This window comes from Nocardia sp. BMG111209 (genome assembly GCF_000381925.1).
Lineage (GTDB): Bacteria > Actinomycetota > Actinomycetes > Mycobacteriales > Mycobacteriaceae > Nocardia.
In genome coordinates this window covers 1,902,709-1,921,061 of the sequence record NZ_KB907307.1, presented here as the reverse complement: position 1 = coordinate 1,921,061, position 18,353 = coordinate 1,902,709, and the positions used below count along the sequence as shown (strand labels likewise).

General features: G+C 67.3%; 26 protein-coding genes and 2 pseudogenes. 15 read left to right on the top strand and 13 right to left on the bottom strand.

Going from position 1 to position 18,353, the window contains the following annotated elements; all coding sequences use genetic code 11:
* The first annotated feature begins 261 nt into the window (after nucleotides 1–261).
* Nucleotides 262–1,773 (top strand): adenylate/guanylate cyclase domain-containing protein, encoded by a 1,512-nt coding sequence (locus G361_RS46770; RefSeq protein WP_019926704.1) that lies wholly within the window; start codon nucleotides 262–264, stop codon nucleotides 1,771–1,773.
* A 546-nt stretch (nucleotides 1,774–2,319) separates the two neighbouring features.
* On the opposite strand, the gene G361_RS0108815 is transcribed toward G361_RS46770, so the two are convergent.
* Nucleotides 2,320–2,877, bottom strand: coding sequence for a hypothetical protein (locus tag G361_RS0108815; protein ID WP_019926703.1), 558 nt, complete (start codon nucleotides 2,875–2,877; stop codon nucleotides 2,320–2,322).
* Between the two features lie 501 nt (nucleotides 2,878–3,378).
* Between G361_RS0108815 and G361_RS46765 the strand changes: the two genes are divergently transcribed.
* The 5 genes and pseudogenes from G361_RS46765 to G361_RS42845 form a co-directional block, all read left to right on the top strand.
* Nucleotides 3,379–4,221, top strand: a complete 843-nt coding sequence (locus G361_RS46765) for a hypothetical protein (RefSeq protein WP_155981371.1) — start codon at nucleotides 3,379–3,381, stop codon at nucleotides 4,219–4,221.
* Nucleotides 4,222–4,250: 29 nt separating this feature from the next.
* Nucleotides 4,251–4,862, top strand: coding sequence for a class F sortase (locus G361_RS0108800; protein ID WP_081635333.1), 612 nt, complete (start codon nucleotides 4,251–4,253; stop codon nucleotides 4,860–4,862).
* Nucleotides 4,863–4,918: 56 nt separating this feature from the next.
* Entirely contained in the window at nucleotides 4,919–5,134 is a 216-nt protein-coding gene (locus G361_RS0108795) for a hypothetical protein (RefSeq protein WP_019926700.1), read from the top strand.
* A 42-nt stretch (nucleotides 5,135–5,176) separates the two neighbouring features.
* Nucleotides 5,177–5,506, top strand: a complete 330-nt coding sequence (locus G361_RS0108790; RefSeq protein ID WP_019926699.1) for a helix-turn-helix transcriptional regulator — start codon at nucleotides 5,177–5,179, stop codon at nucleotides 5,504–5,506.
* A pseudogene (locus G361_RS42845) lies at nucleotides 5,506–6,201 on the top strand (cation transporter); the annotation flags it as partial. The gene G361_RS0108790 and the pseudogene G361_RS42845, both read left to right, overlap by 1 nt.
* A 30-nt stretch (nucleotides 6,202–6,231) precedes the next feature.
* Here the strand turns inward: G361_RS42845 and G361_RS51740 are convergent.
* Entirely contained in the window at nucleotides 6,232–6,459 is a 228-nt protein-coding gene (locus G361_RS51740; RefSeq protein WP_369797883.1) for a tetratricopeptide repeat protein, read from the bottom strand.
* Between G361_RS51740 and G361_RS51435 the strand changes: the two genes are divergently transcribed.
* Both G361_RS51435 and G361_RS49235 read left to right on the top strand, forming a co-directional pair.
* Nucleotides 6,440–6,565 (top strand): hypothetical protein, encoded by a 126-nt coding sequence (locus G361_RS51435; protein ID WP_255359792.1) that lies wholly within the window; start codon nucleotides 6,440–6,442, stop codon nucleotides 6,563–6,565. The genes G361_RS51740 and G361_RS51435 overlap by 20 nt on opposite strands.
* Nucleotides 6,562–6,717 carry a hypothetical protein gene (locus G361_RS49235; protein WP_019926696.1) on the top strand — a complete coding sequence of 52 codons (156 nt, stop codon included), beginning with the start codon at nucleotides 6,562–6,564 and terminating at the stop codon, nucleotides 6,715–6,717. Before G361_RS51435 ends, G361_RS49235 begins: the two co-directional genes overlap by 4 nt.
* A 79-nt stretch (nucleotides 6,718–6,796) precedes the next feature.
* Here G361_RS49235 and G361_RS42840 read toward each other — a convergent pair whose 3' ends face one another.
* Complete coding sequence (locus G361_RS42840) at nucleotides 6,797–7,600, bottom strand: hypothetical protein (protein WP_019926695.1); 804 nt, start codon at nucleotides 7,598–7,600, stop codon at nucleotides 6,797–6,799.
* Nucleotides 7,601–7,739: 139 nt separating this feature from the next.
* On the bottom strand, nucleotides 7,740–7,997 hold the full coding sequence (locus G361_RS50795; protein WP_019926694.1) for a hypothetical protein: 258 nt from the start codon (nucleotides 7,995–7,997) through the stop codon (nucleotides 7,740–7,742).
* Here G361_RS50795 and G361_RS50790 point away from each other — a divergent pair.
* The gene (locus G361_RS50790) at nucleotides 7,938–8,066 is read left to right on the top strand and encodes a response regulator transcription factor (protein WP_369797911.1); all 129 of its coding nucleotides are present in this window, start codon (nucleotides 7,938–7,940) and stop codon (nucleotides 8,064–8,066) included. The two genes, G361_RS50795 and G361_RS50790, sit on opposite strands and share 60 nt — an antisense overlap.
* Nucleotides 8,067–8,741: 675 nt before the next feature.
* Here the strand turns inward: G361_RS50790 and G361_RS0108755 are convergent.
* A complete protein-coding gene (locus G361_RS0108755; protein ID WP_019926692.1) occupies nucleotides 8,742–9,332 on the bottom strand; it encodes a TetR/AcrR family transcriptional regulator in 591 nt (196 codons plus the stop codon).
* Between the two features lie 62 nt (nucleotides 9,333–9,394).
* Between G361_RS0108755 and G361_RS0108750 the strand changes: the two genes are divergently transcribed.
* Nucleotides 9,395–9,751, top strand: a complete 357-nt coding sequence (locus G361_RS0108750; RefSeq protein WP_036494779.1) for a hypothetical protein — start codon at nucleotides 9,395–9,397, stop codon at nucleotides 9,749–9,751.
* A 422-nt stretch (nucleotides 9,752–10,173) separates the two neighbouring features.
* On the opposite strand, the gene G361_RS0108745 is transcribed toward G361_RS0108750, so the two are convergent.
* Entirely contained in the window at nucleotides 10,174–10,578 is a 405-nt protein-coding gene (locus G361_RS0108745) for a hypothetical protein (protein ID WP_019926690.1), read from the bottom strand.
* Between the two features lie 278 nt (nucleotides 10,579–10,856).
* Between G361_RS0108745 and G361_RS49230 the strand changes: the two genes are divergently transcribed.
* Complete coding sequence (locus tag G361_RS49230; protein ID WP_155981369.1) at nucleotides 10,857–11,027, top strand: hypothetical protein; 171 nt, start codon at nucleotides 10,857–10,859, stop codon at nucleotides 11,025–11,027.
* 60 nt (nucleotides 11,028–11,087) lie between these two features.
* Here G361_RS49230 and G361_RS51735 read toward each other — a convergent pair whose 3' ends face one another.
* The 5 genes and pseudogenes from G361_RS51735 to G361_RS0108715 all read right to left on the bottom strand — a co-directional run bounded on the left by G361_RS51735 (nucleotide 11,088) and on the right by G361_RS0108715 (nucleotide 13,973).
* The gene (locus G361_RS51735; protein WP_369797910.1) at nucleotides 11,088–11,324 is read right to left on the bottom strand and encodes a hypothetical protein; all 237 of its coding nucleotides are present in this window, start codon (nucleotides 11,322–11,324) and stop codon (nucleotides 11,088–11,090) included.
* Nucleotides 11,325–11,356: 32 nt separating this feature from the next.
* Nucleotides 11,357–11,623, bottom strand: coding sequence for a hypothetical protein (locus G361_RS50780; protein WP_231387064.1), 267 nt, complete (start codon nucleotides 11,621–11,623; stop codon nucleotides 11,357–11,359).
* 303 nt (nucleotides 11,624–11,926) lie between these two features.
* Nucleotides 11,927–12,472, bottom strand: a complete 546-nt coding sequence (locus tag G361_RS49220) for a hypothetical protein (protein WP_155981367.1) — start codon at nucleotides 12,470–12,472, stop codon at nucleotides 11,927–11,929.
* A gap of 94 nt (nucleotides 12,473–12,566) precedes the next feature.
* Nucleotides 12,567–12,804: pseudogene (locus tag G361_RS0108720) on the bottom strand (tyrosine-type recombinase/integrase); the annotation flags it as partial.
* 296 nt (nucleotides 12,805–13,100) lie between these two features.
* The gene (locus G361_RS0108715) at nucleotides 13,101–13,973 is read right to left on the bottom strand and encodes an SDR family oxidoreductase (protein WP_019926684.1); all 873 of its coding nucleotides are present in this window, start codon (nucleotides 13,971–13,973) and stop codon (nucleotides 13,101–13,103) included.
* 77 nt (nucleotides 13,974–14,050) lie between these two features.
* On the opposite strand from G361_RS0108715, the gene G361_RS0108710 reads away from it, so the two are divergent.
* Nucleotides 14,051–14,638 (top strand): TetR/AcrR family transcriptional regulator, encoded by a 588-nt coding sequence (locus G361_RS0108710; RefSeq protein WP_026342835.1) that lies wholly within the window; start codon nucleotides 14,051–14,053, stop codon nucleotides 14,636–14,638.
* A 158-nt stretch (nucleotides 14,639–14,796) separates the two neighbouring features.
* Nucleotides 14,797–15,555, top strand: a complete 759-nt coding sequence (locus G361_RS0108705; protein WP_026342834.1) for a sulfite exporter TauE/SafE family protein — start codon at nucleotides 14,797–14,799, stop codon at nucleotides 15,553–15,555.
* A 35-nt stretch (nucleotides 15,556–15,590) separates the two neighbouring features.
* On the opposite strand, the gene G361_RS0108700 is transcribed toward G361_RS0108705, so the two are convergent.
* Nucleotides 15,591–16,364: a serine protease gene (locus G361_RS0108700; RefSeq protein ID WP_019926681.1), complete on the bottom strand. Its 774-nt coding sequence runs from the start codon at nucleotides 16,362–16,364 to the stop codon at nucleotides 15,591–15,593.
* A 113-nt stretch (nucleotides 16,365–16,477) separates the two neighbouring features.
* Between G361_RS0108700 and G361_RS0108695 the strand changes: the two genes are divergently transcribed.
* Nucleotides 16,478–16,969: a pyridoxamine 5'-phosphate oxidase family protein gene (locus tag G361_RS0108695; RefSeq protein ID WP_019926680.1), complete on the top strand. Its 492-nt coding sequence runs from the start codon at nucleotides 16,478–16,480 to the stop codon at nucleotides 16,967–16,969.
* Nucleotides 16,970–16,980: 11 nt separating this feature from the next.
* Here the strand turns inward: G361_RS0108695 and G361_RS0108690 are convergent, their stop codons facing one another.
* A complete protein-coding gene (locus tag G361_RS0108690; protein ID WP_026342833.1) occupies nucleotides 16,981–17,790 on the bottom strand; it encodes a hypothetical protein in 810 nt (269 codons plus the stop codon).
* 133 nt (nucleotides 17,791–17,923) lie between these two features.
* Between G361_RS0108690 and G361_RS0108685 the strand changes: the two genes are divergently transcribed.
* On the top strand, nucleotides 17,924–18,310 hold the full coding sequence (locus G361_RS0108685; protein WP_026342832.1) for a VOC family protein: 387 nt from the start codon (nucleotides 17,924–17,926) through the stop codon (nucleotides 18,308–18,310).
* Nucleotides 18,311–18,353: the final 43 nt, after the last annotated feature.

Here is an 18,353-nt window from a genome sequence, read left to right as displayed (position 1 = left end):
GCAGCGGAGGCAGACCGAGTCATACCCGCCACAGCATGACTCGATTCCGCTGAAGCGCACACTCCGGCTCGATCGCAGACCCGAAGAATCGCCGCTCAGGAGCACGACAGGATGACGTCGGCGAGGATATCGGGCGTCCGCACAAGGAGCTGCGCTTTCGCTCGCGCCTGAAGACTGCACAGGATCCCGGCCTCCGGCAGGACATCTTCCGGCGTGAGAAACACAGGGATTTTGCTGCGCCGGATGCGGCACCATGTAACGATGCGAGACCCGGTCGATCGCGCGGTCCACGCGATTGCGCGCCGCAATTCCTATGCGCTCGTATGGGCCCAGTTCGTGGTGGCGCACATCGTTTTCCTCGGCGGACTGTACGTGCTCCGGCTCTACGTGCCGATGTCGACAGCCAATTTCTGGTTACTGCTGGCGGTTTCGCAGGTGGCGGTGGCGATCGAGAACGCGATCTCGACCGGGTTCACGCTACGGCTGTGGGCGCCGGTCCGCGCCTGGCAGCACGGCGCGCGCGACCCCGATTCGACGGTCGCCGCGTGGCTGGCACTGGCGACCTTTCCGCTCGAGTACGTCCGATGGGCGCGTAGATACCCGGTCGCCTGCCTCTATCTGCCTTTCATCGGCTTCATCGTGTGGCGGCTGCGGCTGTCGTGGGAATCGGCGGTGATCATCGTCGTCGTCGGTTCGGTGGCGTTGGTCTACAGCCTGGTCCTGCGGTTTTTCCTGATGGAGGTGGTGGCCCGGCCGGTACTCGAGCGCATCGCCGAGGGACTGCCCGCCGACTTCACCAGCAACGCTGCCGGCCTACCGCTGCGATGGCGGCTGCTGGCGGCGGCACCCGCGATCAACGTCATCACCGGCGTCGTTGTCGCAGGCCTGTCCTCTCCGCGTGACCAAACGCTCAAGCAACTGGGTATCTCGTCGCTGATCGCGGTCACCGTCTCGTTCACCATCTCGCTCGAATTGGTGGTGTTGGTGATGCGCCCGCTGACGAGTTCGCTGCTCGACCTGCAGCACGCGATCGATCGGGTGCGTGCCGGCGACTTCGAGACCAAGGTACCGATCGTGTCCACCGACGAGACCGGCGAACTGGCGCAGGCGTTCAATCGCATGGTCGGCGGCTTGGACGAGCGCGAGCGGCTGCGTAGAGCGTTCGGCGCGTACGTCGATCCGGGACTCGCCGAACGAGTGTTGCGCGAGGGCGCCGACTTGGGCGGTGTGGAAATCGAGGTCAGCATCCTGTTCCTGGACATCCGCAACTTCACTGCCTACGCAGAGCAGGCCGAGCCACACGAAGTCGTGGCGCTGCTGAACGGCTTCTGGGAGTTGGTGGTACCGATACTGCTGCGCAACGGCGGGCACGCCAACAAATTCATCGGCGACGGACTACTGGGGGTTTTCGGCGCTCCCGATCACCTGGCCGACCATGCCGACCACGCCGTCACCGCCGCGATGGAGATCGTCGCAACGGTGCGCGAGCAGTACCAGGATCGGATCGCCGTCGGCGTCGGCGTGAACTCCGGCCGCGTCGTCGCCGGAACCGTCGGTGGCGGCGGGCACATCGAATTCACCGTCATCGGTGACACCGTCAACACGGCGGCGCGCGTCGAAGCCGCCACTCGCAGAACAGGCGACGACGTACTCATCACCGAAGCCACCCGGTCACGCCTGCGCACCGTAGAACTCGACTTGGTCGAGCGCCCGCCGGTCCCACTCAAAGGCAAAACGGAAACCGTCCGCCTCTGGACTCCACATACGTCGTAGACCGAGCGGGTCCGTACGTTCTCCGGCTCTGCCTCACTTTCGGCTCTGTCCGACACTCGGTGGTGATGCTGTCGTGACGGCACGATACGTAGCTGGCGAGGTGAATGTGCTTGCTGCCGTGGCCTTTTCGGGGTTGCTGCCGCTGGTGGTGGGCCACATTCGGTGCGTCACGGTAGTGCCACGCACGGGCCTCCCGCCAGAAGTAGAACCGCACCTCCGGCATCTGCGTGTTGTTGACTGCTACCGCCCAGGCGGGTGCATCGAAGTACGGGGGCCTGTCCTTGCCGGGGTGTTTCCACCGGCCGCCGGTGCCTACCCAGCCGTACGGCGCAGCCCGGTCGTCGAAATCGACGCTGCGCTCAATGGGTCAGTGCGTCACCGCTGTTCGGATGTTCTGCGTAGAACCTCGGGCAATAATCTCGGATGTATTGCAGCGCTGCTCTTTTCGTTGGCGCTGCAGCGCGCCTGGAGCCGACAGCTGGAGGGCCGCGGCCGGCCGTCACCGGCGGCCGCGGCGCGTGGGATTTGTGCCGGGGCACCGCGGTGTCAGAAGTCGCGCAGAATGCGGTGGCGTTCGGCGTGGACGAAGTCGCGGGCAATGTAGTCGGCCCAGTGATTTCCGGCTGGGACGTGGAACAGCCACCACGCCACTTTCGGTGAATGCACGACGAGCAGGCGGCCTTGCGGGTCGGGTGTGGCGTGACGCAGGACAGTTCCGAGGTCGGTGCGGTAGACGTTCGGCCCGACGGTGTCCAGGTGCTCCTGCAGGTACGCGCGTGCTTCGTCGGCGGTGTCGAACAAGTCCCAGACGGTGATGTCGATTCCGTCGACGGTGTAGTAGACCCCGGAACTGGCCGGGTTGTGCGGCTTGAACTCGACCCACGCCCACAACGCGTTGAGGCTCGGTTTCCGTTCCTCCGATGATGGGACGGCCGGATCCGGCTGCACAACGCGGGTGGCCCGCGCTGGCCTGCGGTCGATGTAGCGTCGCTCGATGGCGATGCCGGCTGCGAGGATCACCAGCAGGACGATGATCCCGAGGACCATGCTGGTCGCCTGGCCGATGAAGCCTCCCGCGCCGAGGGCGGCGAAGGCAGTGAGCACGCGCAGAAGGGCGCGTGGAAACGATAGCGGCACATCCCACCCCTGTGGTCGTCGATCTCGATCTCGATCTTAGCCACGCGGGTCCACCACATCCCGCGGATCGATCGCTTTGGCGTCACCGAACAGAGGGCCGCGGTCCTGGGAATGAGCAAGTGCTACAGCTGGTCTGGCTGCACCTGTCATGGCGATCAGTCATGCCCCGCGACGAATGATCTTGACTACCAGTCGCTTACGTCGATCGTGGTGCCGTTGCCCCGGCACCGGCGAGTGTCACCGCGCAGTAGCCGCGCAGCGAATCCCGCTGTGGGCCATCGTTTCTTCGCTCTCGGGCTCTGCTGCGGCGCGGTGCCGCCGCTCAGCCGGTCTCCGGTAGTGCGGTCGTGAGCCGGGCCGGGTCCGGAATCCGCTACCGATCCGTGACTGGACAACTCCTGGTAACACAACGCCCGTGAGATCCGACGGAAGGGCAGTCACGTCACACCCTCTGGAAGGAGCTCACAGATGTCGGCAAGGATGTTCTCGGCTGTGGTGGTCGTGGGGGCCGCGGTCGCCGTGTACGCGTCGTCGGCCGCCGCGGTTCCCACCAGCACGACGACGGAGCCGGTGCCGGGTGTCACCCTCGGCGGTGGGGTGGGCGTCGGCGGGCTCGACGCGGGCGGTGGGGTCAGCGTGGGCGGCAACGGCGTGACCATCGGCGGCAACAGCTCTGTGGGCGGCGGTGCGGCCCCGACGGGCAGCGCCTCGGCTGGGGGCGGCGCGGGGCTCGGCGGGAACCCGGTCGTGCCGGGTCCGGCCGCACCGGGTGCGCAGGGCGGGACCGGGATCGGCATCACCGCGGGCGGATCCGCCCAGACCGGTGGCAGCGCCGCGGTCGGCGGCGCCGGTGGCGGTAGCGCGCAGACCGGCGGCAGCACAGACCTCGGCGCGGGCGGTGGTGCCGGCCTGGGTGCCGGCGGCTCGGCGCAGACCGGTGGTGGTGCGGGCCTGGGTGTCGGCATCGGCGGCTCGGCCCAGACGGGTGGCAGCGCCGGCGTGGGTGCCGGGGCGGGCGGCTCGGCGCAGACCGGTGGCAGCGTGGGCGTGGGCGGCACCGGCGGCGGGCAGGCCGGGGTCGGCGGCTCGGTACAGGCCGGCGGTCTGGGTGGCGTCGACCTGGTCACCGCCGGGTCGGCGGCGGCCGGCGCGGACACCGTGTACGGCATGGCGATCGCACCGGACGCGACCACCGGCATCGCCGGCGGCCCGGCGGTCACCGACCTGGTCCCGCCGGGTGGCTACGTGATCCCCAAGGGCGCACCCGACACCGGTGCGGGCGGGATGGCCGCCGAGGTCAGCGGCAAGTGAACAGCACGAACAGGATTGGGAGGACCACGATGAAGTCCGGTCGGACACGTATCGGCGCCTGCGCCGCCGCCGCGGCGGTGGCCGTGGCACTGATCGCGGGCTGCGGATCAGCGGACCACAGCCGACCGGCGGCGGCCGCGAACACCGCCGCCGCGTCGACCACCGGTGTGCAGACCGCGCCGTCGATCGGCCGCTCCACCCCGGTGTCGTTCGGGATCTCCTCGATCGATGCCACGGGATCGCTGATCGCGCTGGGGCTCAACACCGACGGCTCGGTCCAGGTGCCCGCGGACTACCGGCAGGCCGGCTGGTACCAGAAGGGCCCCGCACCGGGCGAGCAGGGCTCGGCCGTCATCCTCGGCCATGTCGACTCGTACCAGGGCACCGGCGTGTTCTTCTCCCTCAAGAAGGTCAAGCCCGGCGACAAGATCGATGTGACCCGCGCGGACGGGAAGACCGCGCACTTCAAGGTCACCGACGTACGCATGTACGACAAGACCCAGTTCCCCGACCAGGTCGTCTTCGGCCCCCGCGGCGGCGCCACCCTCCAGATCGTCACCTGCGGCGGCCAATTCGACCAGGCCGCAAAGAGTTACCTGTCCAATGTGGTCGTCTTCTCGTCCCTGGACTCGGTGACATAGCGGGTCCGGTACCCGGCGACGGCCGAGATGCGCTGGGTTCGGAATCCAAGGCGACTGTGCGCCGGCGCTGGTTGCCGGTGCGGGCCTGTATCGAGACCGCCGGATCGCTGCTGATGCTGGTGGTGTTGGTCGCCCACACCACGGTCCCGTCGCCGCGCTGCAGCGTGACGTTGCCGTCCTCGTGCAGGACCAGCATCTTGGCGCCGGAATGCTCGGTGCCGGTGGCCCAGCGCGCTACCTTCCGCGGTCGGTCGGTGACCTACACCGAATAGTTCATCCTGTTCTGGATACAGATTCTGCTGTACTGTTCGGATGTGGAGACCGCAGTGCACCATGACGCGCTGGCCCGGTTCGGGCACGCCCTGTCGGATCCGACCCGGACCCGGATCCTGCTGAGCCTGCGGACCGCACCCGAGTACCCGTCGCAGCTGGCCGAGCAGATCGGGGTCACCCGCCAGATCCTGTCCAACCATCTGGCATGCCTGCGCGGCTGCGGACTGGTCGTCGCGGTCCCGGAGGGCCGGCGCAGCCGCTACGAGCTGGCGGACGCACGCATCGGCCGGGCTCTGGACGACCTGGTCGGGCTGGTGCTCGCGGTCGACCCCGCCTGCTGCCCGGCCGCCGCGACCGAGGCGTGCTGCTGATGTCGCAGCTGGGGATGCCGCTGGTGCGGCCGGGGCCGAGTCCGGCGCGGCGGCAGGTGCTGTCGCGGCGGATCCGCTGGTTCGTGGCCGCGACGATCGGCTACAACGTGATCGAGGCGATCATCGCGCTGACCGAGGGCACCCGGGTGTCGTCGACCGCGCTGGTCGGGTTCGGTCTGGATTCGGTGATCGAGGTGTCCTCGGCGGCGGCGGTGGCCTGGCAGTTCGCCGGCCGCGATCCCGAGGCCCGGGAGAAGGTCGCGCTGCGGGTCATCGCGTTCTCGTTCTTCGCGCTGGCCGCCTACGTCGCCATCGATGCGATCCGGGGCCTGGTCGGCGTCGGTGAAGCGCGGCATTCGCCGGTGGGGATCGGGTTGGCCGCAATCAGTCTGGTGACAATGCCGGTGTTGTCGGCCGCGCAGCGCCGCGCGGGGCGTGAACTCGGCTCCGCGTCCGCGGTCGCGGATTCCGAGCAGACCCTGTTGTGCACCTACCTGTCGGCGGTACTACTGGCCGGGCTGCTGCTCGACAGCCTGTTCGGCTGGTCGTGGGCCGACCCGATCGCCGCCCTCGCCATCGCCGGGATCGCGGTGACCGAAGGTGTGAACGCCTGGAAGGGCGAAACCTGCTGCGCTACACCACCTCCGGGTTCCGCACCGGCCGCGCGGTCAGGGCACGACTGCTCCTGCTGCGACGACCGACTTCGGTGCTGTCACCGATCTCGGTCAGGTATGCCCGGTGATCGTCGCGACACGATTCCTCTGCACCGGCACCGGATGCACGCCGCCGAGAACGCGCTCGTGGTCGGCGAGGGTCCGCTCATGGAGCCGGACGGCGTGGCCGGGTAGTCCCTGGTCGTTCAGGAATCCACCGATCTTGTCGGGGACGGCGATGGTCGTGTCGGTATGCGGGTCGGTGGGTTTGCGGTGGCGGATGTCAGGGTCCCGCGGCACGGTCGAGTCCGGTTCAGACGGTGTCGGCGGGCTGCGGGAACTCGTCCTGTTCGGCCGGGTAGCGGACTTCCGGCAGCGCCTGGCCGGCAAGGCCGTACCACCGTGATCATCGCCCACCGCTCGTCGACGATCCGCAGCGCCGATCACATCATGGTCCTCGACAACGGCACCATCGCCCAGACCGGCACCCACGACCAACTCGCCGCCCACCGAGACGGCCCCTACGCCGAGATGATCGCCACCCGATTCGACTCCTGACCCGGTCCCTATCGTGGAGCGCGAGCAGGTTTTGGCGTCGAAAAACCGCTCGATATGCGGCATGCGCGGATGTTCGTGGCTACTTGGGTAGTAATATCGCGGCACTTGCGATGAGAGGACTGAGGACCGGGAGGGTGGTCTGCAGGTCCGCGAAAACGGTGCGATCGATACCGATCAACTGTTCGAGCTTCGAGCGTTGTTCGAGCCGATCGACAAGTTCTGCGGGATCGGTCGGCGGCGGACCCGAAGCCGAGATCGCCGCCACCGATCGCTCACCATGGGCCCGGATCGCCGATGCGGCCGCCGCATGGAACAGACCCACCAATACCGTTCCGCCGCCCCCGAATACGATCACCACTTCCTTGGCCGGAGCCTTGGTCATCAACACACTCGCCCCCAACGCCAGGGTGGACAACGCCACGAGCGACCCGAGAGCAGAGGTCAGACGCTGGAGAAGTCGTCTCAGCGACAGCAACTCGATGAAATCCTGTTCCAGACCAACGATATCCCCCTGCGGCACTGGATAATTCGCAGCCGACCGAATCCCGAACATGGTCACCCCCGCGAATCCTCCACCGAGATAAGCGAATACGACCAGCAGATCCCCGCGCCACCCGCTGCCGGGGTGCGGAGCGGTCGCTTCACCGAGCGCGAGCACCAGCAGGACGCAGACCCCGATGAGCACCGTGGGAATCACAGTGCTGCGCAACGGTACTTGTCGCTGCCGCGTGAGAGTTCGCCACGAACCCATCCCATAGACGGCCACGAGCCCGGCTGCTGCGCACAGGCCGATCGCCAGCGAAGCCCACACCGGCCACAGCGCATTCGATCGGTAGTGCGAGGTGAGCGTGACACCGAGCCCGGCAAGACCGGACAGCAGCACCGATCCACTGCTCCGCCACTGAGATCTCGACACGCCGTCGCCCCCTGCCTCACCGAGAGCGTCTCGACGAGTCGCCTCTATTCGACCACGCAGCACGTACCGGCAGGGTGTTTCCCGGTGCGTTCGGTTGCGTCGCCGGTCAGCCCGCCGCTCGCCAGAGATGCACGTTGGCGCGGTATGAGCCGCCGTTGTCGTTTCGGTCGCTGTCGTTGGGCGCCAGCCAGAGTGCCGAGGGCACGGCCGTATTGCCGCTGGGGACTATCATGCAGGCGCTTCTCGACGAACGGACTCCGTCACCGGTAGCGAATACGAGATAGCCCGCCTCGTCACCGCCGAACTGACCAACAAACAGATCGCTGAACGGCTTGTCATATCCGAGCGGACCGTCGAGAACCACCTGCGCTCGGTGTACGGCAAACTCGGCGCCCCGAACCGAACAGCCCTCAAAACCCTTCTCCAAGGGTAACCGCACCGGACGAAAGACGCTCGCGGAGAAGAGAACTGACGCGTTGCCACGTGGACCGGATCGTCGACGCACCACGGCCCGATCGCCGGCGTGGACGGCCGGCCCATCGGCAGCGCAGCGACGCGGCCATCTCACCGCCGACGCCGTCCAGACCACGGGCAGCGCCCGCGGCAACGACGTCGTGACCGCGTCAGCAATGAGTCGACCGAGCTGGCCACGAAACCGCATTCGTTGACGGCAACCGGACATTCCATTCGTCGGAGCGTACCCTGCAAGCTACTGGCAATCACTGGGCTGCAACAAGATTCAGTGATTTATCGAACCGACCGATCCGGGCCGCTGTGCGCCCGACAACCTGACCCCGATCAAGCCGGTGTCGAACATCCGGTATCGGCTACTTACCGTGCGACGCCAGTACAGTGCGACGCCGCCGACCGGGACCGCGGTCGAGGTGGCCATACGGACCGTCACGTGGGTCAGGGTGCGCAGGAGCCGGAAACGCCGGCAAGCTGCTGTGGGGGTGCAGCTTCCGCTCGGACTATGTTCGTCGCGGTAAGGAATGGGTTCGGATAACTACACAAATGCGGCGAATAGGTAGGTCGCTGACCTGCGGCAGCCCCATTCGTACTGGATCGGCGCTACCGGGACACATCGCGTCGTTGTTCCTCTGTCCTCTCAATGGCCTTTGCGGGCTGCGTCGAGCTGGGCGTGTGCGGTCCATCGCATGACCTCGACGGCGTCGTCACGCGACAGGCCGGCGACGTCGATCAGCCAGATCAGGGCTTCGATGCCTGTGGCCGATCGGACCGCGATCGCGAGTTTGTGGATGTCGGTGCCGGGATGGGAATCGCGAAGGGGTGCGAGTGCTTCCTCGAACCAGCCGATGGCTCGGCCTCGTCGCAGCGGCGGGGCGTCGTTGTCCGGTGTCAGCGACATGCGCAGCGACATGCGCAGTTGCGGTTCCCATTCGAGCTGCAGTCGCGTGAACTCCCGCACGACGTGGTCGAACCGGCTGTCGACGTCGGCCGGTGGATGTTCGGGTAGCAGTGTTCCGTGCTCGATCTCGGGATGGGCGGCGATCAGCAGCGCTTCCTGATTCGGAAAGTATCGGTAGGCCGTGGTGCGGGAGATTCCCGCCGCGGCTGCCGATTCCTCGACGGTCGGGTTCTTTCCGTCCGCGAGCAGTCGCCGCGTCGACTCGACCAGCGCGCGACGGGTGCGGGACTTCTGCGCGATGCGCCCGGAGGACTCATATGGAACCGACATGCCCATCATGGTATCGTCATCCTTTGTGGGACTTGAGTCCCATGAAGAGTGAGGAGCCTGGCATGTCGAGCGATCCCGTCGTCACCGATCCGGACCTGTACACCGTGTTGTTCGAGAACGAACGGGTCAGAGTCCTCGAATACAAGGACCGACCCGGCGGCCGAACACATGTCCACTGGCACCCCGACAGCGTGTTGATCCCGCTCGCGGATTTCACACGACGGATCTCGGCGGGCGGACGCGAGGTCGAGGTATTGCTACAGGCCGGCCAGGTGCGCTGGCTCGATGCGCAGGAGCACCAGGGGTTGAACATCGGCGACACTGATTCGCGGGCGATCTTTGTGGAGCTGAAAGAGCCCGCACAAGACGGACGTTCGGTAACGGGCGCGGTGGTCGGACCGAGTGGCCGGGCCGGTTGACAGCCGCGACCGGCGGCGTGAGCGTGACCTCCGTGCCTGCGCCTCCTGGGTCGGTACGAAGGGGCGAAAGAAGGCCGAGTACAGCAACTTCCGAGTTCTGCACGCCGATGGGATCCGGCGGGAGTGGACCGGGGCCATCAGTCGTAATTTTCGCCCCGGGGGGGAATTGCTCGCACGGAGGACAAATATCGTTGCTGTGCAACAGTATTCGTCTTGATTGGTTCCCGAAGGGTGCATCTCTGTTCGAGCGCGGAGCTACATCCGGCCTCGCTGACGCAATGCCATATCTACACTTCGATATTCGCATCCAACTGGGTGATCCGGCGGAGGCGGATGAGACCGACGTGGTCGGATTCGTTTCCGGAGAGCATGATTCAGGGCGTGGGATGACTGGCTCGCCGCCCACGCTCCGATGTATGCGGTTACCGGCCGGTCTGGCGTTCGGCCAGCTTCTGCAGTGAGTCCATCAACTTTTGCAGTGCGAAGGCCGGGTTGAGTTCCAGTGCGCGCGTGGGCTCGTCGTAGATCAGCACGTGGCCGGCTGGGAAGAAGTACGCCTCGCCGGCTGTGGCGATCTCGTCCGGCAGGGTGGTGCCCGGGTAGGCGGCGCGGATACTGCCGCTGAAGATGTAGCCGTAGTGGGGGCACATGCACACTCCGCCGGCCAGGTCGCTGTTGCGGTACAGCTCCGTGCAGTCCAGTGGCGAGTCGACCGAGGTGAATCCGACCTCCAGATCACCCCACTGCACCGACCGGAACGCCTCCCCGGTGCTCGGCCAGCGGCCACCGCCGGCGGCGGGCAGATCTTGTGGTTTCGCATGTGGCATGATTCGGCTCCCTACCTGGTGATTACGGTCGGCGGCATCGAATACCGGATCAGCCGTGGCCCCGTAGGACGGTTGAGCGCGAGAATCGAACCGACTGTCGCAGTTCGTATCCGAGCCTCCTCGCGCACTCCGCAGCCGAGTCCCTCGATGAAACGACCAGATCGAACAATAGTGGAGTTTCCATCAATCGGGATCAGTATTCTTGAGTTTGGAAGTGAAGTTCTACTTGTAACAGGTCTTATGCCGTGCTGGCGAGAGACTTCGATCAGCGGATCGGCATGAGGCGTCCAACCACGCCGGTCGCGGGTGCGGTCGGAGTCGAGGTGGCGAACGAGGCGTACAGCGAGCCGTCCGGTGACCAGCGGGCGGAGGTGTGCTCCGGGGTGCTGGTCGCCCAGCAGGGTTCGTTCATGATCGGTGCGCCGGGTGGGGTTATCGTGGCGCTCTAGAAGGTGGGTGCGGCCGCGGTCGGGTCGGCCGTGACGGTCCTGTCGTGCAGGTCTACGACGCTATGGCCGTGGGTGACATGGAGCGGGAGGCCGGGGTAGTTGTCCGGGCCGGTCGTGATGAAGGTGTTTGGCGGGGATCGACTCACCGCCTTCCACAAACCGATCATCGCCGCCTTCGCCCACAGCTGTGACGCCCTTGTCGAGTTCGACGTAGTGTTCCTCGTTGGGACGCAGCCCGTAGAACTGGTTGTCCGACAGGCCCGAGGTGTCGCCGTACTGTTTGTGATGGGTATCCAGTTCGGTAGAGGGCCCGGGAAACAGTAAGCGGTTCAGAGTGTTTCGGCGTTCGGTGGCCGTGCCGTCGAGGGCGGCCGTGTCGGCGGGGCCAGGCGCGGGTTCTCGGGCTTGCGGTGCCGCGACTTCGCCATCAACTCCAGCAGGCTGGCTCCGGACTCCCCGAGATGGGTGAGGCCCGAATGCCGCAGTTCGTGGAGATCCCAGCCGGTCCCGGGCCCGTCGACGGCGGTCTTCTGGATCCGGTGCGTCTGAGAGCAGCGCGTCCTGCCGATCCCGCCAGCGGTCCGCAGCATCCTCACGGCGGCGGCATGGCCAGATCGCCACATCGTCGCCCTGGCGCTCACCGAGGGAGCCGAGGAAGCGCCAGGAGGCCCGACGTGCCAGGAGGAGCACATCTACCGCGAGAGCGACATGGGTGAGGAAGTCCGGACGCCCGCGCTGCAGCTCACCGTCAACGGCGGCACCTGCCTTGCGTGCAAAGAGTCCTGGCCGCAAGAGAACCTTTCGTGGCTCGCCCGTTCGGTAGGCGCTCCACTACTCCCCGAGGGAGTTCTCGGCGCATGACTCCTCTAGTTCCGCCTCTCGTCAGCCCGCGTTACTCGTCAGGGGTTCAGCCAAACGACCCTGCTTGCTCCACCGAGGTTGCTGACGCAGCTGTTGACCATGCCGCCGATATTCCAGTTGGTCGCTGCCTGCCACCACCAGCTGACAAGGCTGTTCGCATCCCCGGTGTCCAGTGACCGTAGGGGCGAAATGTCCCAGTTGTAATCCCGAGACCCAGGCGTGAACGTGCCGTTGAGGTGGCCCTGAGTCGCCCAGGCGTAGGCGGTGCCGCTTTGAGCCTTGACTACAATCGCAAGGGCGACGTCGTAGTTGCCGGCTCCCGAGTCATGGAAATGTCCAGAGAATCTACTACCCCCAGCGCCAAAGACAGTTAAAGCCCCCCATCCGCCGACCGGCACGCCCGAATGGAAGACGATAGGCCCGGTGTTCAGCGTGGTCTCACCGTGCGCGCGCGTGACGAACTGGCTCGGTTCACTCGGCTCACGATCCGATATTTCGGATCCCCCACTTACCAAAGAGACTCCCTCGGCAGTGAGCTTTACTTCATATGTGCTAGTGACGTCTACATCATGATCGACACTCATGGCGTCTCCTTATGTTGAGTATGCGTCACGAACTTTTTGCAAAGGCCGATTAAAAAATTTTAGCCCCCGCTTCCGGCTCGCGTCTACCGTCGTGAGTGCTCGCGTATCGGTGCCCCGCCTGGTCCTGCACGAACTTCTCCGGATACCCGAATTCGATCAGGTGCGTGATGTAGGAATGACGCAAGGAATGCAGATCCAGCTCGGGCGCCACGCCGGCGGCATCACGGACCTCGAAGAACGCCTCGTTCACGCCTCGCAGGCTGATCCGGCCGCAGCGTTCGGTGAGCCAGAGCTGCAGGGTGACCATCGGCGCCGAACATCGGCCGGATCTGCGAGTGCGAGCTGGTTGATCGGCTCGAATCCGACCGGTGTCAACATCGAGTCGGCGTCGGCGTCGGCGGTGATGGGTGCGTTCTATCCAGGTGATGACGGATTCGACGGCCGGACTCCGTATGAGCCTTCAGTAGAAGACGCAAACCGGGATTTTGGCGTAGGCGATCACAGCCGCGACATATCGACCAGGTTGAAGTCGGAGCCGGGATTTCGGGCATGGCCAGTGTGCCGACAGTGTGCCGAGACAAGAGCGAACTGGCCGGCCAGGCGGGACGAACGGGACGTTTCGATCGGTTCAGACCCGGCCTGCGGCGGTGGAGACAGGGCCGAACGCGGCGGCGTTGCGTACTGCCCATTCGCGGTACGACCCGGCCGGACGGCCCAGCACCGCTTCGATATCCGGGCTGATCTCCTGCTCGGCCGGGACCGGGGAACCGAGGATGTCGAGCGTGTGCTCTGCGACCGGCGCGGGCATGAAACGGATCATGTTGGTGAAGGCTTCTTCTCGGGTTGCCTCCTCGAACGGGATCGGGTGGCCGAGGGCGGCCGAGAGGTCCTGGACCTGCTGGCGCGGGGTGATCAGGGCGGGGCCGGTGAGGGTGTAGGTGCGGCTGTGGTGGCCGTCCTCGCGGAGTGCGGTGGCGGCCACGGCGGCGATGTCGGCGGGATCCACGGTGGGCAGGCCGATGTCGGCGAAGGGGGCGGTCACCGGGCGGCCGGTGCGGATCGGTTCGATCCAGGCGAAGGTGTTGGCGGCGAAACCGCTGGGGCGCAACACCGTCCATTCGAGATCCGATGCGGCCAAGGCCTTTTCGAAGTCCAGGGTGCGGGCGTAGCCGTCGCTGCCGGGGCGGGTCGCCGCGCCTTGGGAGGAGATGAAGACCACTCGTCGGATGCCTTGTGTGGCAACGGTTTCCAGGAGGCGGTGGGGTTCCGGGCCGGTGGTCAGCTGGGGGCCGGTGATGAGCAGGAAGAGGGCTCTGGCGCCGGATACGGCGGCGGCCAGGTCGTCGAGGTTGCCGAGGTCGGCGCGGCGGTGGGTGGCCGTCGCGGGGATGTCGACCGGGCGTTCGCCGCGGGAGATCGCGATCACCTGTTCGCCGGCTGCGGCGAGGGTGTGGACCAGGGGGTTGCCGATATTTCCGGTTGCGCCGGTTACCGCGATCATTCGAATGTCTCCTGAGTTAGTTGGCTGACTTAATCGACCTTAGGGCACCGGGGCGGTGGCTGTCTATAGTTAGTTGTATGACTGACTCAGTGCCTGCGCGGGCGGGTAAGCGGGAGCGGCTCGCGGATGCCGCGGCTCGGGTCTTCCACGAGCAGGGTGTGGAGAAGACGACCATCGCCGATATCGCGCGGGTCGCCGAGGTGCCGGTGGGCAACGTCTACTACTACTTCAAGACCAAGGATCAGCTGGTCCAGGCCGCTATCGGGGCGCATGCCCGCACGCTGCGCGAGGTGCTCGACGAGCTGGAACGGCAGGAGGCACCGGGTGATCGGTTGCGGGCGCTCGTGCGCGGCTGGGTCGAGCAGCGGGAGACCGCCGTGCAGTTCGGGTGTCCTTCCGGCACGCTCGCCACCGAGCTGGACAAGCGTGCCGACGGTCTCGATGTGGAACTGGCCACGGTGATGCGTGAGCTGCTCGCCTGGATCGAGGCGCAGTTCGCGGCGATGGGGCGGGCCGACGCGGCGGAACTGGCGGTGGCGCTGCTCGCCTCGTATCAAGGAATATCGTTGCTCACCAATACATTTCGTGATCCCGGGTTGATGGCCACCGAGGGGCGGCGGCTGGTGGGGTGGATCGACTCGCTCGAGGAATCGGTTGCGGTGTGACACGTTGCATACCCGGGCGGTAGCGCCGGCGTTGCCCGGATGTGCCGGTGATTCATAGGATGTTTGCGGCCGGAGGTGGTGGCGAGTGATCGCCCGTGGTCCGAGCACGGTGCTCGGGGCGGCCGCCGCGAAGGGTTGCGAACGTTGAACGAGTGCCGGTGACTGTCGTCGAAGTGGCCGAGTTGGTGGGTGCCGGATTCGCGGCCGGGCTGGTGAGTGTGCTGGTGAGCCTGGCGTCGCTGGTGTCGTATCCGGCGTTGCTCGCGCTCGGATTGTCGCCGGTGTCGGCGAATGTCACCAATACGGTGTCGCTGGTGTTCATCGGGGCCGGGGCGGCCTTGGGGTCGCGCGCGGAGCTCGCGGGCACCCGGCGGATCGTGCTGCGGTTGGGGCTGGTGGCCGCGGTCGGCGGGGCGGGCGGGTCCGCGTTGCTGCTGATCGCGCCGGCGTCGACGTTTCAGGCGGTGGTGCCGTTCCTGATCGGCGGGGCCTCGATCTTCCTGCTGGGACAGCCGTATCTGGCGCGGCGCCGGGAATCCCGCGGCGTGGTGGCGGCGCCGTGGTGGCGGGCGCCGCTGCTGTGGACGGCGATGCTCGGATCATCGGTCTACGCCGGGTATTTCGGGGCGGCCGGCGGAATTCTGGTGCTGGCCATCATGACCGCGATGTTCCCGGACTGGCCGCCGCATCGGATCAACGCGGTGAAGAACGTCGTCGCGATGTTCGCGAACGGGGCCGCGGCGCTCGGATTCGCCGGATTCGGGCCGGTGCATTGGAGTTTCGTGGCGCCGCTGGCCGTGGGCTTCTTCCTCGGCGGCCGGGTGGGACCGGTGATCGCCCGGCGGCTGCCGAACAATACGTTGCGGGTCGTCGCGGCCGGGTGCGGGATCGCGATGGCGGTCAAGCTCGCGTTGTGAGCGCCGGAAACCGGTTCGCGGCAGCGGGTTTCGGCTCAGAAGGCGGTGGAGGAGACGCGGGCGTAGACGCCGGGGTAGCCCGGCTGGGCCGAACCCCTGCCCCACGAGGTGACCCCGACGAGCTTGCCGTCGACCAGAATCGGCCCGCCGCTGTCGAATTCGCCGGTGTCGGCGATGGTGGAGCCGGCGCAGAACGCCTCGCCGGCATCGAATTCGGTGCCGTAGGCGGCGGCGCAGTCGGCGTCGGAGGCCAGCGGGACGGTCACCGTGTGCAGCCGGGCGTTGGCCCAGTCGCCGTCGGCGGTGGCGCCCCAGCCGACGACCGTGCCGGTCTCGCCGTGCGGGCTCGCGACGGCCACCGGCGCGACCGGCACCGGCTGAGCCAGGGTGAGGATGGCCAGGTCGTGGTGGTACGTGAGATCGCTGTCGAAGATCGACACCCGGAACCGCGGATCGATCCGGATGTTCTTGACGCCCACGGTGATTCCGCCGCCGCCGCCGCCGAGATCGTCGCGACCGAAGGTGGCGGTGAGCGCGTCCGGCGTCTCCTGGGCCAGCACCGCGCAGTGCGCCGCCGTGATCACCTGGTCCGGGGCGATCAGCGCGCCCGCGCAGAACTGGCCGCCGGGCCGCACCGCGAACGCCGGGGTGCCGATCGCGGCCAGCCAGGGATAGGCGCCGGGTGCGGCCTCGGTGCCGCCGACGATGGCCCGGGCCGGGCCGCCGGTGGCGACGACGGCGGCCGCGAGCACCGCCGCGGCGAGCGCTCCGCCCGCGACCGATCGGGTACTGCGTGGTGAATCCTGCACGGTGACCGCCTCGATGCTCGGAATCGATGCAACGAAGCCTCATTCAACCAGATCCGGGAGCCGGATTCCCGGCCGGTCCGTGGATGTCGGTGCCCTGCACTACGGTGCCCGGCATGACGACTTGGCGTGCGTTCGCAACCACCGCCCCGCTCATCTCGGCAATCTTCCTGCGGCGGCACGCCGCGGCGAAGAATCTCTGCCTGCTGGCCACCACCCGCTCCGACGGATATCCGCGCATCAGCCCGATCGAGCCGCGCGTGTTCGAGGACCGGCTGTGGCTCGTCGGCATGCCGGGGACCACGAAATTCAAGGATCTGCAACGGGATCCGCGGTTCTGCCTGCACACCGCCACGGTCGACACCGAGGTCTCCGACGGCGACGCGAAACTGTGGGGCACGGTGTACGACGTTCGCGACGAGGCGCTGCAGGCGCGGTGGCTGCAATCGCTGTACGAGGAGACCGAGTTCGACCTCCGGGACGAGACCTTCGATACGTTCTTCGCGGCCGAACTCACCGGCGCGTCCGCGGTCGAGGTGCGCGACGGTCATATGGACGTGCACATCTGGAAGCCCGGCACGCCGGAACACACCGTGCGCAAGCACTGAGCCGGTGCGAGTCAGCTCGTGGCGTGCACCGCCGCGAGCCGGGCCGCGCGGATCGCGTTCCACAGCGGGCGCAGCAGCGTCTCCTGCGCGGACAGGGCGCTGGCCGAGGTGGGGGCGGAGGCCGGTTCGCGCTGGGCCACGGCCAGGATGGCGGCCACATGATCGGCGGTGTCGAGAATGCGGCGGGCCCGCAGCGGGATCGAATCCGGGTACTCGTGGCGCGCGTAGTCGGCGAGTTCGGCCTCGACCATCTCGCGGGGGTCGTCGCCGCCGGAGTTGAGGCCGGTGGTCTGCAACCGCATCAGCGCGTCGGCGGCGTCGCGGACGGCCTGGCGCATCGCGAACTCGGCCTCGCCGAGCGGCATGTCCGGCTCCGGCGCGGCGGGGATGGCGGTGCGGAACACCGTCCACAGCAGCATGTCCTCGTCGGCCCACTGCGGGACCAGGCCGACCCCCTCCTCGCCGGGTACGCCGATCAGCACCCCCTCCTCGGCCTCCAGCGCGGCCGCGCCGAATTCACCGGCCGGGGGCAGGCCCCGCACATCGCCCGGGACCGGCAGCACCAGCCGTAGCCGGCTGCGCGAATCCGCGAACTCCTCGCGAATCAGCTTCAGCAACACCATGATTCCCGCGCCCTGGCCGTCGGGTGCGTCGCCGGCGGGCCAGGGCAGGCCGGTGTGCCCACCGGTTACCGGATCACCGGCGGCCACCGTCTGGCGCGTCGCCCACGCCCGCAACGCATCGAGCACGTCGTCGGGCGCACTGCAGCCGGCCAGCCACGAGCCGGCCCACACCGTCAGCGTGGCACTGGGAGAGCACATGATTCGAGGATAACCAGTGGTCACGCTCGGCATCTCGCCGGACGGCCGGATTCGGCCGAAACCACGCCCCGGACGGGCGGAATCTGCTTCGCTGATGCGGAGAAGATCATTACTGCGAAGCGAGGTGGCGGAGATGACCGTGCGACAGGTGGAGGTCGGGCTCGTCAGCGCCGACGATTCCCTCGTGGATTTCTACGCGCACGCGTTCGGTCTGCGCCGGGTGCCCGCGAGCGAATCCCGTTCCGGGACACTGCATCGGCTGCAGGCCGACGGCGTCTCGATGAAGGTGATGGTGCCGGCCCGCCCGCCCGCCGCCGCCGATCGCAGCGCGGCGTTCCTGGACGTCACGGGACTGCGGTACGTCACCTTCCACGTCGACGATCTCGACGGCACCGTCGATCGGGTGGTCGAGGGCGGCGGCGCGGTCCTGCACGGCCCGATGGAGATCGGCGGCGGCCGCCGGGTGGCCGTTCTGCGCGATCCCGACGGCAACACCGTGGAAGTGACCGCCGGTCCCTGATCTGCCACGGCCGACTATCGTGATCTTGTCCGAATCACGTGGT